Source organism: Algicola sagamiensis DSM 14643, assembly GCF_000374485.1.
GTDB lineage: Bacteria > Pseudomonadota > Gammaproteobacteria > Enterobacterales > Alteromonadaceae > Algicola > Algicola sagamiensis.
The window spans coordinates 75,613-90,048 of record NZ_KB894491.1 but is presented as its reverse complement, the minus strand read 5'-3'; the positions used below and the strand labels follow the sequence as shown (position 1 = coordinate 90,048).

10 protein-coding genes are annotated in these 14,436 nt (G+C 42.0%); 5 read left to right on the top strand and 5 right to left on the bottom strand.

Annotation, left to right across the window (positions count from 1 at the left end):
* Positions 1-121: 121 nt before the first annotated feature.
* The 3 genes from C505_RS24635 to sppA form a co-directional block, all read right to left on the bottom strand.
* Entirely contained in the window at positions 122-2,713 is a 2,592-nt protein-coding gene (locus C505_RS24635) for a dermonecrotic toxin domain-containing protein (RefSeq protein ID WP_018690606.1), read from the bottom strand.
* Positions 2,714-2,923: 210 nt separating this feature from the next.
* Positions 2,924-3,940: an asparaginase gene (ansA, locus tag C505_RS0100350; RefSeq protein WP_018690605.1), complete on the bottom strand. Its 1,017-nt coding sequence runs from the start codon at positions 3,938-3,940 to the stop codon at positions 2,924-2,926.
* Between the two features lie 134 nt (positions 3,941-4,074).
* Positions 4,075-5,973: a signal peptide peptidase SppA gene (sppA, locus tag C505_RS0100345; RefSeq protein ID WP_018690604.1), complete on the bottom strand. Its 1,899-nt coding sequence runs from the start codon at positions 5,971-5,973 to the stop codon at positions 4,075-4,077.
* A gap of 208 nt (positions 5,974-6,181) precedes the next feature.
* On the opposite strand from sppA, the gene C505_RS0100340 reads away from it, so the two are divergent.
* The 3 genes from C505_RS0100340 (at position 6,182) to C505_RS23290 (ending at position 9,490) form a co-directional block, all read left to right on the top strand.
* The gene (locus C505_RS0100340) at positions 6,182-8,215 is read left to right on the top strand and encodes an oxidoreductase (protein WP_018690603.1); all 2,034 of its coding nucleotides are present in this window, start codon (positions 6,182-6,184) and stop codon (positions 8,213-8,215) included.
* Between the two features lie 97 nt (positions 8,216-8,312).
* Positions 8,313-8,741 (top strand): DUF4124 domain-containing protein, encoded by a 429-nt coding sequence (locus tag C505_RS23295; protein ID WP_018690602.1) that lies wholly within the window; start codon positions 8,313-8,315, stop codon positions 8,739-8,741.
* 140 nt (positions 8,742-8,881) lie between these two features.
* Entirely contained in the window at positions 8,882-9,490 is a 609-nt protein-coding gene (locus C505_RS23290) for a class I SAM-dependent methyltransferase (RefSeq protein WP_169336976.1), read from the top strand.
* A 58-nt stretch (positions 9,491-9,548) separates the two neighbouring features.
* Here the strand turns inward: C505_RS23290 and C505_RS0100325 are convergent, their stop codons facing one another.
* Together C505_RS0100325 and fur are read right to left on the bottom strand one after the other, a co-directional pair.
* On the bottom strand, positions 9,549-10,283 hold the full coding sequence (locus C505_RS0100325; protein ID WP_018690600.1) for a substrate-binding periplasmic protein: 735 nt from the start codon (positions 10,281-10,283) through the stop codon (positions 9,549-9,551).
* 102 nt (positions 10,284-10,385) lie between these two features.
* Positions 10,386-10,829: a ferric iron uptake transcriptional regulator gene (gene fur, locus C505_RS0100320; protein ID WP_018690599.1), complete on the bottom strand. Its 444-nt coding sequence runs from the start codon at positions 10,827-10,829 to the stop codon at positions 10,386-10,388.
* Positions 10,830-10,985: 156 nt separating this feature from the next.
* On the opposite strand from fur, the gene C505_RS0100315 reads away from it, so the two are divergent.
* Both C505_RS0100315 and C505_RS0100310 read left to right on the top strand, forming a co-directional pair.
* Positions 10,986-11,795, top strand: a complete 810-nt coding sequence (locus tag C505_RS0100315) for a substrate-binding periplasmic protein (protein ID WP_018690598.1) — start codon at positions 10,986-10,988, stop codon at positions 11,793-11,795.
* A gap of 161 nt (positions 11,796-11,956) precedes the next feature.
* Positions 11,957-14,284 carry a hypothetical protein gene (locus C505_RS0100310; RefSeq protein ID WP_157368689.1) on the top strand — a complete coding sequence of 776 codons (2,328 nt, stop codon included), beginning with the start codon at positions 11,957-11,959 and terminating at the stop codon, positions 14,282-14,284.
* Positions 14,285-14,436: the final 152 nt, after the last annotated feature.

Below are 14,436 nucleotides of genomic sequence, written 5' to 3'. Positions count from 1 at the left end.
GTCTTAATCTATTGAAAAATAACGATAAAAAAGATTAGAGATTTAAAGAAGTGAAAGTGCCTGTATTAGTCAATACAGGCATAAAGTAGTAGAAATAATTATAAAAAACAGGGTTTTAGTTCTATTCTGATACAGAATAAGAAGTGATTTCTTCTTCATGCCAGAATAAATCATGGCGATTATTGTAGCGTTCCGCAAAAGACATTTCAGGACTGAGTTGGTATTTTAAGGTTGCTTTCATTTTTTCAAATGCAGCTTCTGCAACTTCTGCTGATGCTTTTGCATGTGGATTGATCAGTAATTCTGCGGTTCTTGCATCTGGTGATTCTTTGATGATTGCAAGATCAACCTCCGTATTATTAAATGGGCCGACAGCAAACATGATGTCTTCTGGTGGTACATTCAATGTGGCAATTTCATGTAAAGTAGTGCCACGTAATGACGTATCGACAGCAACACCACCATCACTGAGTTCAATGGCATACACATAACCCCGTTGATTGTGAATTGCATAACTTACGGCAACGGATTCACTGGTACTGGTTGAAACCACGCCGCGAATCGCTTTAGTATGCTCAGCGAGGGTGATGTACTGTACTGGTGTGATCCGTCGGTTGAAACCACTGTGGAAGATCTCATCCGGAAGGCGTTCATCACCACGAAATACGGTGATGCCTTTCAGCTCAGGTTGATATTGTCGATAGAAAGGAACGGTTTTTGCCTCTTCCAATGCCTGCGTATTGAGGCGATGTAGCGCCTTCACATCATTCAGTTTTGCATATGGGTCGACGCGCATTTCCAACTCAAGAAAATCGCGAGTAACATCATCCAGTCGACCTCCCATTTGTGCATAACCAGAGCCACCCATGCCAGGACGCTTTGGTAAATCCTCTGGAAGCAGGATCTCTGAGCGGTCTGGCGTATCTGGCAACTGACTTTCAGTCACATCAGAACTTGCGACTTCACTACCTGCCACATCGGAACCAGCAGTGCTTTCTGCCCCACCGCGCAATCCACCTTGGCTCAGCCATTGTACATCACCTGTTTCCTGGTCAATGGTGCGCATCACTCGTGAGTTTGACAAGATACGTCCACTGACCGGATCAACTTCTTTATACATACCAAAGCCATCTGCTTTGAGCAGCGTTGACTTTGGTGTATCTGTCAGGCGAACACCAAGTAATTCCTCGCCTGTTTGGGGATGAATGACAATTTTTGGTGTATTGGTAAAAGATGCGATTTCGGCCTCAGAAACCCCTTCTGCCATTGCAATGCCAGAATGAATTGAGTTTGTCGCTGTTGTTGCTTCTAATGAAGTCGTGACGCGACGACCAAACTTTGCAGCAACAGGAATGACGGCAGTTGCTGCGACAAGCGTGGCATTCACCGCAGTCATTTTTGTGCCTTCAAGCCGCTCAGCAAGTGTATCGCCATTGATTGATTTATCGATAGAAAGGCCGAGTTGTGTTGCTCCCATTGCTAAGGTTAATGGAATACCTAGCTCAGGAAGAATCACATCAATGACCGGGAACACATTAAATACGCTATAGGTTGTGCTTAAAATATAGTCTCGCTCAGCCTCGCTATTGGATTTGATGACTGTATCGCCATCACTGGCCATTCTCGCTTTTTTAATTTCTGTCAATCGTGCGAAAATATCACCATTGATGGTGTTTTTCTTCATCATAAGATAGGACTCTTTCCACGTGCCAGTGGCAAGTCCTTCTAAAGCAGAATTCACACCAGAATAGCTCTTGCCATCTTGACGGTCATAGAGGCTAAAGTGCCTAGCCATCGCTTGACGGGTTTTTTTCGATTGAATAGCTTTATGAATGATCTTCTTGAGTTGTCGTTCGCTGTGATATGGAATAAAAGGTTGGGCAGCGCCAGGAATATACATTAATCCCGCTTGGTGACCATTTTGCTCAATGAGTAGAATATCCGTTGAATAGTAACCGTAAATATCAAATCGATAGACGTGAATATCAGAGGAGCGGTGGTTTTTAATGACTGTATTCGCAAGTTGATATTGTGCTTGGGAAAGCAGGCCCTGCTGATATTGTTGATAGGCTGAGAATGCGAAGCTGTCTCGCATCAAGTGTGTGTACTTTTCACCGTGGATTTTCCAAAATTCTTTCAGCGCTTTCGTATAAGCAGCCTGGACATCAATATTGTAATAGGCGATATCCCAGAGTTTTGATGAGAGAAGGCGCTCTTCATTCTTCTCATAATATCGCTTTGCACCCATGCCTTGCTTATACACGCCAGTATAGAGATCGATCGTACCAGGGCCAGAGTCACGGAACTGGTTGAAGACGTTGAGCATCACCGCCTGAGTCAACGTATAAGAACCGACAGGTTGTGTAAAGTGCTGCCAACCGTTATAGGTTCTTGGGCTATTTACTGAACCAGCGAAGACGTTGTAGTAGGTTTTGTCAGGATCAATCCATGCATATCCATGTTTAACAAGCTGCTCTTTTACAACTTTTGATGCGACAGCCTGTGGATCAGGCATGGCTTGGACAATTTCTGCATGATCTTTCGCAAAGTGTGCTTTCCAGGACTGACCATAGATGGCCTGAACAGAAGATTCGAGGCGGCTGTTTTCGACGAGTTCAATATTATTGTTTGTCGTATCAGCGTAGGTAGGTTGATACGCGCAAGTGACGAGTAATGCAATCTTGCTCATTGCGAGCAGGTTTAACTTCTTCATGCTTTTCCTTTGTTGGGAGTGATTGGTCTTAAAATTTTTGTCTTTAAAAAACGGTTTTCTTTGAAACGTTTGCCTTTAAAAACTCTGTAAGACTTAGAATTTTTTTAAGGGCAGGCAGTGTAACGAAATTAAGCAAGGATACAATGAAAGATAGGTCTGACCATTTGGGCAGGAAAATGAAAAAGGCACTCTGGTGAATGCCCAATTCAATTACTGTGTGGTCATTTCGCCACGGAGCGAGCGTTGGAGTGCGCCTCTAATTTCTTCTTGTGAAAGCGTGCTGCTTAAGAGGAAATGAAGTTTTGCTAGACAGGCCTCTATGGTCATATCAGTGCCAGAAATAACTCCCGCATTGGCAAGTGCAGTGCCTGTCGCATATCCAGACATATTGACACTACCATTAAAACATTGTGTCAGATTCATGATGATCACACCACGATCTGTTGCTTCGCGCATCAATGTCAGTAATTTATCATTCTGAGGTGCATTCCCAACACCATAGGTCAGGAGAATCAATGCATTAACTGGCTGCTTCAGAATATTTTCAACAACGGCGACAGAAATACCAGGATATAAGCTGACAACACCAATTGGCTGTGGTTTGAGCGAATGTAATGTCAATGTATTCTGTTCTACTGGAAGCGGGTTTGCATCTGGGTTGAATTTGATTTGAATTCCAGCTTCCAACAAGGCCGGGTAATTTGGGGAGGCAAATGCGTTAAACCCATCTGCGTCTGCTTTTGTACTGCGATTTCCACGAAATAGTTTGTTATTGAAAAACAGACACACTTCAGCAATTGGATAATTGGCCGCAATATAGAGCGCATTCAATAAATTAGTTTGGCCATCAGAGCGTAATTCAGCAATTGGTATTTGTGAACCAGTGATTATGATTGGTTTGGTTAATCCACTGAACATAAATGAAAGTGCTGAGGCTGTGTAGGCCATTGTGTCGGTCCCATGCAGCACGACAAAACCATCGTAGTCATCATAATGGTCCATAATGTCTTTTGCGATGGTTTCCCAATCGGCAGGTGACATATCAGAAGAGTCCAAGATCTCATCGTATTCGTGAATGTCAAACTCTGGCATTTCTTCACGGAAAAACTCATTCATACCACTGACGGTATCTGTTAGGTGTCCTCGGACTGGCACATAACCCTGTTGTGATTTGCGCATACCAATTGTGCCGCCTGTATATGCGATATAGATTTTTTTCTTTTTCATGCTTAATTCATATAAAAAGGCCCGAATGATTTCGGGCCTTATTGTATGCTGACAAGCGGCGTATTGCTACGTTGAAAGAGGATTAATTCACTTCAGGTATTTATCACGTTTATTGCTATGACTTCACTTATCAATTACTTCACTTCACAGAATTCGCAGCGTGCGTAGACACCTTGCGGATCATTAAACTGATTGACAGCTTTCGCTTCGTGCATAAATTGCTGCACGACTTTGGAAGTTGTTGTTTCTTGGACGTAATCGGATTTATCCCAACCGAAAAGTGCATGCGCTTGACCAAATAACTCTTTGATCATTTTATCTCGTGCAGAAAGCTCTTTTTCGATGTACTTCACGTCAAAGTCAGTCAAGCTCGCAAGCTGTGCAGCTGCATCAATCGCGTCATCGAGGTCGCCTAACTTATCAACGAGACCAAGTTCTTGTGCTTTTGCACCAGTCCAAACACGACCTTGAGCAATTTTGTCGACTTCTTCTGGTTTCATCTTCCGGTTTTCAGAGACTAGCTTGATAAAGCGCTCATAACCGTGTTCAACGTTCATTTGAATGATTTGACCCATTTGTGGATCTAAACCACGAAATAGAGGGGCACCACCAAACTCCGTTGTTGTCACACCATCAGTATTGACGCCGATATGCTGAAGAGAATTTTCATAGGTCATGAACATTCCGAAGATCCCGATTGATCCTGTGATTGTTGACGGTGATGCCCAAATTTCATCAGCAGGGGCTGAGATCCAATAGCCACCGGAAGCAGCAACAGACCCCATAGAAGCGATGACCGGTTTGCCTGCGGCTTTGATTTGCTCAACTTCTTGGCGGATTACTTCTGAAGCAAAAGCACTACCACCTGGGCTATCAACACGGAGGACAACCGCTTTAACCTTATCGTCCATGCGTGCTTTTCTCAACAGTCTTGCTGTTGATTCACCACCAATTAATCCGGGTTCTTGTTCGCCATCTAGGATCTGTCCAGAAGCAACAATGACCGCGACCTTATCTGTTTGTGGATTTTCAATGGGGAATGGCAGCTTATATAAGCTCAAATAATCGTAGAAGTTCACCTGTGCAAAGGTCTCTTCATTCTCTTTATCTTGGCCGACAAGTTCAATCATATATTGGCGCATTTCATCACGATTCTTTAAGCCATCGACCCAACCATATTGAAGGGCGAACTGCGCAAAGTCTGCATTGACACGTTCGTATTTCTCGATATAGCCTGCATAGGTCTCGTCGACATTGGAAATGTCCATGTTCTCACGACGTGAGACAATTTCTTCTTTGTATTGTGTCCAAAGCTCACCTAACCAAGCTTTCGCCGATTCTTTCGCTTCTGGAGACATGTCGTCGCGCATAAATGGTTCTACTGCAGATTTGTGTGTGCCAACGCGGAAAATATGTGTTGTGATTTTTAGCTTTTTCAATAACTCGCTGAAGTAAATGCGATAGGTGCTATATCCATCAATCAGTACACCACCATATGGATTGATGTAGATTTCATCTGCGTAACTTGCGAGGAAGTAAGGCCCTTTACCGAAGTAGTCGCCTTGTGCAATGACCTTTTTACCAGATGCCTTAAACTCTTGAAGCGCTTCACCAATTTGACGAAGCTTATCGAGGTGACCAGAAACACCTTGCACTTTGAGTAAAATAGCTTTGATTCTGTCATCTTTTTTTGCTTCATGAATGGCAGTGACAAGATCAGAAACAAGCACTTCTGTTTCTTGTTTTGGACCGCCAAAAGCTTCTGAGGTAATTTCGTCCATCGGATCGACGTAGGTTTTCTGTTCAACAAGATGGCCAGATAAATGAAGTACAAGCGCTGCGCCATCTGTTGGGATAGTGACTTTTTTATCGTCACTCGTCATTGCGCCAATCACAGCAATGAGGATCACGAGAAAGAATAAGTTGACGATTACATTACGGGAGAAATTAAAAGCATGCCAGATGAAGCAGAAGCCTCGTTTTACAATCCCCGGCTTGGGCTGTTTTGCATGCATGGCTGGATCATACGTCATAGTTACATCCTTTATAAAACGAATACTAAGTATAGATAATGCTATTTTACCGGACATGATAATAAAACAGAATTTAGATTTGTAACGAATTGTGTAGATCGTCAGCAGAATATACGCTTATGAGAGCAAATTACACTGCAATACTTGCTGAGGATGGTCAAAAAGGGTAAATTCCTTGCTAAGCAACAGGTATGACCAGATTAGTTGGATGGGCAAAATGACTGTGAATTCAAAGTATCCAAATCTATTGAAACCATTAGATCTTGGATTTACGACAATAAGAAACCGCGTGCTCATGGGCTCAATGCACACCGGTTTAGAAGAAGAAAAAAATGGGTTCGATAAGCTGGCTGCATTCTATGAAGAGCGTGCCAAAGGTGGTGTTGGGATCATTGTCACAGGTGGTATCAGCCCTAACCTACGTGGCCGACTCGCCCCTCATGGCAGCCAGATGAGCCACTTCTGGCATGTCAATAAGCATAAAAAGATCACAGAAGCAGTTCATAAATATGACAGTAAGATCTGCTTACAACTCTTACATGCGGGGCGCTATGGGTATCATCCATTTTCAGTTGCTCCCAGTAAAATCAAAGCGCCAATTTCTCCATTTTCTCCTAGTGCAATGAGTGACCGAAGCATTCGCGGAACGATCAATGATTATGCGAAATCATCAAAGCTTGCAAAAAAAGCAGGCTACGATGGCGTTGAAATCATGGGATCTGAAGGCTACCTCATTAATCAGTTTATCTGCTCAAGAACAAATAAAAGAGAAGACCAATGGGGAGGCAGCTTTGAAAACCGAATGCGCTTTCCTGTTGAAATTGTCAAAGCTGTTCGAGAAGCAGCGGGTGAAGACTTTATCATCATTTACCGCTTATCCATGCTGGATTTAGTCGAAGATGGCTCGACTTACGAAGAAGTGGTTGCTTTGGGGAAAGAAATCGAAAAAGCAGGGGCAACTCTGATTAATACCGGAATTGGCTGGCATGAAGCGCGTGTCCCAACGATTGCGACATCTGTGCCAAGAGGTGCATTTACTTGGGTTACTGGTAAGTTAAAGAAAGAACTGACTATTCCACTCATCACAACAAACCGAATCAATGATCCAGAGTTTGCTGAAGAAGTCTTGGCACGCGGGGATGGGGATATGGTGAGTATGGCAAGACCATTTTTGGCCGATCCTTATTTTGTGACCAAAACGGAAGAAGGAAAAGAAGAAAGCATCAATACCTGTATTGCATGTAACCAGGCTTGTCTTGATCATGTTTTCCAAGGAAAACGTGCCAGTTGCCTTGTCAACCCTCAAGCTTGCTATGAAACAGAACTGAAGTTTTATCCAACACAGGCGAAAAAGAAAATTGCGGTTGTTGGCGCAGGCCCTGCTGGGATGGCTTTTTCTTCTTATGCTGCTGAAAAAGGCCATGAAGTCCACTTATTTGATAAAAATCAAGAAATTGGTGGACAATTCAACTATGCCAAACAGATCCCGGGTAAGGAAGAGTTTTACCACACGATCCGGTACTTTGCTGACCGATTAAACAAAGCAGGTGTCCATATTCATTTGGGTGAAGTGAAAACAGTCGATGATCTCGCAAGCGGGTATGATGAAGTCATTCTTGCAACAGGCATTCAGCCACGTGATATCACGATCCCTGGTCATGATCATGAAAAAGTTTATGGCTATCTGGATGTGCTTCGTGATCACAAGCCTGTGGGCGAACGTGTTGCTGTGATCGGTGCTGGTGGCATTGGCTTTGATGTCTCTGAATATTTAACTGAATCAGAGTCATTGACGCTTCAACCAGAAAAATGGATGGCTGAATGGGGGATTGACCCCAGCTATGAAAATCCAGGCGCAATCAAACGACCTGAGCATCAGCCAGCATCAAGGCAAGTGTATTTGTTACAACGTAAGCAAACAAAGGTGGGTGCGGGCCTTGGCAAAACAACAGGTTGGATCCATCGTTCTACCCTCAAAAATAAGCGTGTAGAAATGCTCGCTGGTTGTACTTATAAGGAAGTGAACGATCAAGGGTTAATCATAGAAATCGATGGGCAGGAAAAGCTTCTTGAAGTCGATCATGTCATTGTTTGTGCAGGCCAGGAGCCGCTGCGAGATATGTATCAGGAACTGGCGGATAAGGGGGTTTCTGTACACATTATTGGTGGTGCTGATGTCGCATCTGAGCTGGACGCAAAACGTGCAATCCGTCAGGGAGCAGAACTCGCCAGCGAAATATAGTTTTGTTTTAAGGAAGGCAACGTCCGATTGCCTTCCTCATTCCCTTCTCGGAACCTATACTTGAATGAGGTATACTTGCAGTTTTAGGAGGTGTGCCATGAAGTTTCATTTGTTCTTTACGCTTTTATTTTTGCCGATACTCAGTCAGGCACAGGTTTATAAATGGGTCGATGAAAATGGCAAAGTCCATTATTCAGATAAACCGATGAACAAAAATGCGGTTGCTGTCGAACTAAAAGAACCGACGAATATGGGCGTTGTAAAGCCTTTACCAAAGAAAACGCCCAAAGAACCAGTCAAAAAACAAGTTGCTGCGAGTACGGATGATCCATGTGGCACAGGGTTGTCTAGTAGTGAGATGAATATTGTTCAATCCTACGTGAACAAAGTCATGGACTTATTTGATGCGCGTTTAAATACGTTAGACCAGTCAGAAAAGCAAAATTTAAACCAGCCGATAGATAAGAATAAAAAACCGATCAAAACAGAGCGTCCTTGCGCTAGTGATCTACTTAAAAGTAAATAAAGTTTACATACCAGATGCATACATAATTATAATTTTAATAAATTTTTCCGATAACAAATGACTGGTATTCATTTCAGGTGCTTGATATAACGTTGATGTACATTATTTTGGTACTTAGCTTTTTTTTGATGGTGTTTGAAATGGATGAATTGAATAGTATAAAGCTCACCTATGACCGAGATTATTCACTGCGATACGACGTAATCTCACAAGATCCAACGATGAACCATGCCCAGTATTTTTCTCATGTAACAACACTCTTTGAGAAGAATCTCTGGGGGACTGGTGATGTGTTGGATATCGGTTGTGGAACAGGCTTATTAAAAGAAATGCTCCTGGGTAACTTCCAGTTTACAGGGGTTGACTTGTCCAAAGATATGCTCAAGATTGCAGCAAGTCGAGGATATCGAGTTTATGAAGGGGCGGTTCAAGAATCTCTGTATGAATTCAAAGAGAATCAATTTGATTTTGTTTTTGCAATGAGCCTGCTCTATCACATTAATGATGTCTCAGAAATCATCGAACGTTTTCGAGCGATAGCCCGTAAAGCCGTGATTTTTACGCTTGAGGATATTCCGGAATGTTTTGAAAAGGCAACTTGGGAAACGCATCAGTTTCATATCTATAATCATTTTTCGCTGTCGTTTGACAATGCTCATCTAGACATGACGTTAGGTGGGTGGCAATCACCCAGTCGAAAGGAAAATTATGTGCCGCGGATGCGCCTTGTTTGCTTGACGGCTGAGTAAGTAGATAGGAATCGAAGTGGGCGCATACTGCGCCCAGATTATTCAATTGAGTGGGTGTCTATAAACCGTATTTCTTCATCACCTTATCAAATGTTCCATTCGACTTAATCTCTTTTAAACCTTCATTAAAAGAAGTAATGATTGTTTTATAGAGTTTATTCTTATAGCCAGATGTAACATGAAGATCGTTTTTTGATAATGGGGTCGGGCAAAACTCAATTTTCTCTAGAGCACTTGGATCCTCAGCTTTGATGAGTGCTTTTGCAACAACTTCATCTTCTAATGTCAGATCAACTCGGCCAGAGATAAGTTTACGGATATTCTGAACTAATGTGACCGTTTCTGAACGTTTAAAGTTTTTTGCTTGAAGAAACTTATCACCATAACCGTACCCTCGAACTGTACCAATAATTTTTCCATCTAGGCTTGGAATATCTTTATAACAGAAGCTATCGCCTTTCTTTTTGATGAACTTAATTTGGTTGGAAAGGTAGTGTTCACTATATTCAAGGAATTTATCCCGCTCTTCTGTATACCAGGTCGCGACGAGAATATCATAGTTTCCTTCTTTGACACCTTCGAGTGCTCTAGCCCAAGGCACAATTTTCATTTCAATTTCATGTCCCTTTTGCTGAAATGCAGCACGAACAATTTCAAGTGCAATTCCCCCATTTTCTGCTTTAGGATCGATGAAAGGAGGCCACGGATCACCTGCTGCTATCAGCTTTTTTGCCGCTAGGTTTTGTGAAAAAAGAGTGCAAAGGATGAGGGCTATTTGAATTATGTATTTCATAACTATCTCGCAGAGTTTAAAAACTAAGGAGATCTATAGTCAATGATAGGGTGGTAAGCAACTTGGAATGAGGCGGGTTACGTGCCCGCCAAAGGGAAAAAGCTAGCTGTTTTGGTTGGCGTATGCTTCACAGGCATCTGTATCTATGCATTCGCCATAAAGATACAAGCTATGGTTTGTAAGTTTAACACCATTTTTTTCAGCAATTTGCAGCTGTCTCTCTTCAATCACGTCATCTTCGAATTCGGTCACGCGGCCACATTTAAGACAAACAAGGTGATCGTGATGTTTTTTACTGGAAAGTTCAAAAACAGATTTACCACCTTCAAAGTGATGTCTTGTCACAATGCCAGCGTCATCAAATTGGTTCAGTACGCGGTAGACTGTAGCAAGGCCGATTTCTTCTCCCATGTCCAACAGGATGCGATAAACATCCTCTGCGCTGATGTGTTGATTTTCGGGCATCTGTAAAATTTCTAGTATTTTGACTCTTGGAAGAGTAACTTTGAGCCCGGCTTTCTTTAGTTCTTGATTATGATCTGACATTTAATGCTTATATCCCACGTCGACATTTCATCGCAGATTATAAAGCATATGCGGAGAATTAAAATATAGAAAACAGATAAACCTGGGATCGTTTTTTATTTTTTAACACTCCAAAGCTAAACTTGAGTCAGGTAATTTGCCGTAAAGGCTCCTTGAATGCGACTGATTGGCTTTATCTGGATCATAGTTTTCTTACCAAGTTTTAGCTTTTATACGGAGGCGAGTGAAAAGACAGTCTCTGTAGCTACACTCTATGGCTATCCTCCTTATACCTTCTTAAAAAAAGGACACAAACGTGGGTCTACTGAAATGATCTCAATTGGTGAAGATTCCGAGGCATTAAAGGGGATGAGCTGGGATTTGTTAAGAGAAGCTTTTCATAACCAAGGATACCGTATCAAGCTGAATGTATCTCTTTGGGCAAGAGCATTATCTGATGTGAAGAAAGGACATATCGAATTACTTTTCCCAGCTGGCAAAAACTCAGAGCGGGAAGCATATTTCAGTTATTCAAAATACCCAGTCAATGAGGCAACGTTTCTCGTTTATGTTCTAGCAGACTCAAAAATAGAATGGAAAGGATTAAGTTCTATGAAAGGAAAAACAATTGGTGTTGTTCGTGGGTTTAATCTGGGCGATAAATGGAATCAACAAAAATCCGCCCTATCAGTTTTTGATGTGCGTGATGTAAAAAGTGGTTTTAAAATGCTGGAACGGAAATATATAGAAGGTTTTGCAGGATATGAAACTAACTTTGATATGGTCATCAAACAGAATAAATGGCAAGGCAAATTCAAAAAATTGCCTTCATTTGGGGGGTCTGCTGAATATGTTGTTGGGCTAAAAAAATCTGAGAAGACGTTTGTTGTATTACAAGCTTTTGATCAAGGTATTGCTCAGATTAAAGAAAGTGGTCTCTATCAGGAAATCGTTGAAAAATGGCAATCCTATTCTCCCCAAAAGTAACGAGTGATCCAAGCCCTCTATTTAGGTCAACATCATTGAACGCAAAAATTAACCATAAATTTAAAATGTGAACAAAAAGAAAATAAAAATTTACTTTTAAATATTGTTCGTGTAATATCCTCGGTGCTTCAGACGGTTAAATGCTGTACTTGGAGGGGGATATGAAGCCAAGGTTTTTACCATTTACATATGTTGTATTCGCATTATCTGCATTTTCAATTCAGGCAGAAACAATGTGGGAGCACCAATCGCAACCAGATCACCATCTGGTAGATACCCCTTTATTGAAAAAGGCCAGCATTTACTCCTTAAAACAGGACGTGATGTTGCAGTTGTTACAAGATACAGAAGTTGTTGACATTCCGTTACCAGATGGAGAGACACTCAGCATTCGTATGATTGAAGACGATGTGCTGGATGAGCAACTCAAATCACAATTTCCACAGATCAAAACCTATATTGGTACACGTCAGAAAGATGGGCAACGCATTGGGCGCTTCAGCATGACGCAAGCTGGATTCTATGGAACTTTTCGTCATCTTGGTCAGCTTTATCTGATTGACCCGATTCAAACTGACAATGAGCGTGTTCATCGTGTTTATAAGGTGGAAGATCTTCAGACTGAAGAGGGCAATGTAGTTTCCTTCGAAAATGCACTCCAAGACCTCGAAAATACAACTGAAGAGAAACTGACACGTCATGTGTTAATTGCCTCGGAGCATCAGGCAACGCAGAGTAATGGTAATCGTGTTGAATCTTCAATCGGAAAAATAGCTGTATTATTAAATCGTGCGAATGAAATATTTGAGTCGGAAAAACGAATTAAACTTAAGCTCAGCCATCAGTCGACCAAAATGATCTTTACCCAGGAAGAAACGGATCTTTTCCATCGAAACAGCCTTCCTGTACAACCTTTATTACAAAAGCATATTGAGAAGACACACTATGATGTTGGATTGCTTGTTACCCAAACTGAAAGTATTTGTCTTGGTGACCCAAACTATTCGATAGTTCAGAGTCATACTCCACAGGTTGAAGGTCTTGTTTTAGCGCAATTTATACAGAAAGTTTCAGCTCAGCTTATGACTCCTGATGAAGCGGATGAGTCAGTCTGCCAGGTAGCTATGGAGAAAGTAGGAGCGACACCTGTTGAGAATAAAGCTCCAGTGATTGAGCTTCCTGAAACATATTCAGTACCAATGAATACTGCTTTAAAACTCACAGCGCAAGTGACGGATCCTGAAGAAGGTGCAATGTTGTTCTCTTGGGAACGCCAACTTGATAAGAGTGCACCTGTCTTGAAAGATAGTTTTTATGAGTCGGATATCTCTCATCAGAGTGATGAGGCTACCCGCTTTTTACCTCGCTTCAAAACCGTTCTAGAAGACGCATTTTCTGAAAAAGTAAAACAAACACATGTCTTACCGGATGAGATGGTATTCCAAATATCAGCAAAAGACATGAAAGATGGTGTAGCGAAACAGGCGCTGAAAGTACAGATTGTCCAAGGTGCTGGTCCATTTAAGGTTTTATCAAACTTTACAAGCGAGACATTACGTGGTGGTCGTCAGGAAAACTTCCTTTGGGATGTTGCCGGAACACTTGAATCACCGATCTCATGTGAAAAGGTCAATATTCAAATCGTAGAAACATCAGAAGATGGTCAGACACACGACGTTATGATGGAAACAGAAAATGATGGTAAAGCAACGATAACATTACCGAATAAGGATTTAAAGGGTGCAAAATGGCAAGTCAGCTGCCATGGAAATATTTTCTACGCTTTATCTGAAGGTACATTCTCGATAGAAAAAGATACGGCATATAATGATGACTCAGTAACCGTCACGAAAAGGTCAAATAGCTCGAGTTCGAGTACAGCTCCTGTCAATGCAGCACGTGGCGCGAGTGAACCAACACCTGCGGGTATTCCTGGATTTCCAGCAGAATCAGAGACGGCACAATCTGAGTCCAGCCAATCATCCGCGACTTCTTCCTCTGCGACTGAAGCAACTGGGAAAGAAGGTGCGCCAAAAGAGTCTCTTGTAGAGAAAAAGACAAATAAAAAAGGAAAGAATAAAAAAACAACCGTGAAATCCAACCTTGGTGCGTTAACAGCAGGCACGGCTAATCAGTCATCAGTGAATATTACGATGGACAGTGTTGATGTTTACACACCGACAGCAACCGCTTATACAGCTTGGCAACCGACGACGACTTCCACGACCACACAACGCAAAACAACAACAACCGTGAAGACAACCTCAGAACGTCCTCTTGTGGCACAAAAGTTAATCACAACGACTCATGTCCGTGAGGATGAGGTGAGTTATGACTTTAGCGCTGACGATACGTCTTTTGACTTTGAAGAGTCGACGGATAGTGAAATGATGGGTGGGTCAGAATCAGGTGGTGCATTATTCTGGTTGATTTCTATGCTTGCTTGTTTTGGGCTTGCAAGAAAAGAGTTATCAAAACTAGAAAGTTAGTTTATTCACAATAAAAGCATATGAGCTTCCGTATATTGTGAATAACTATAATGATGGATTTTACGTTCAATGAATTGGATGCGGTTTGGAAGGGCATGCTTTTTGAGATAAAAAATGCCCAGAACGAATCCGCATTGTTCTGGGCTTAGGGG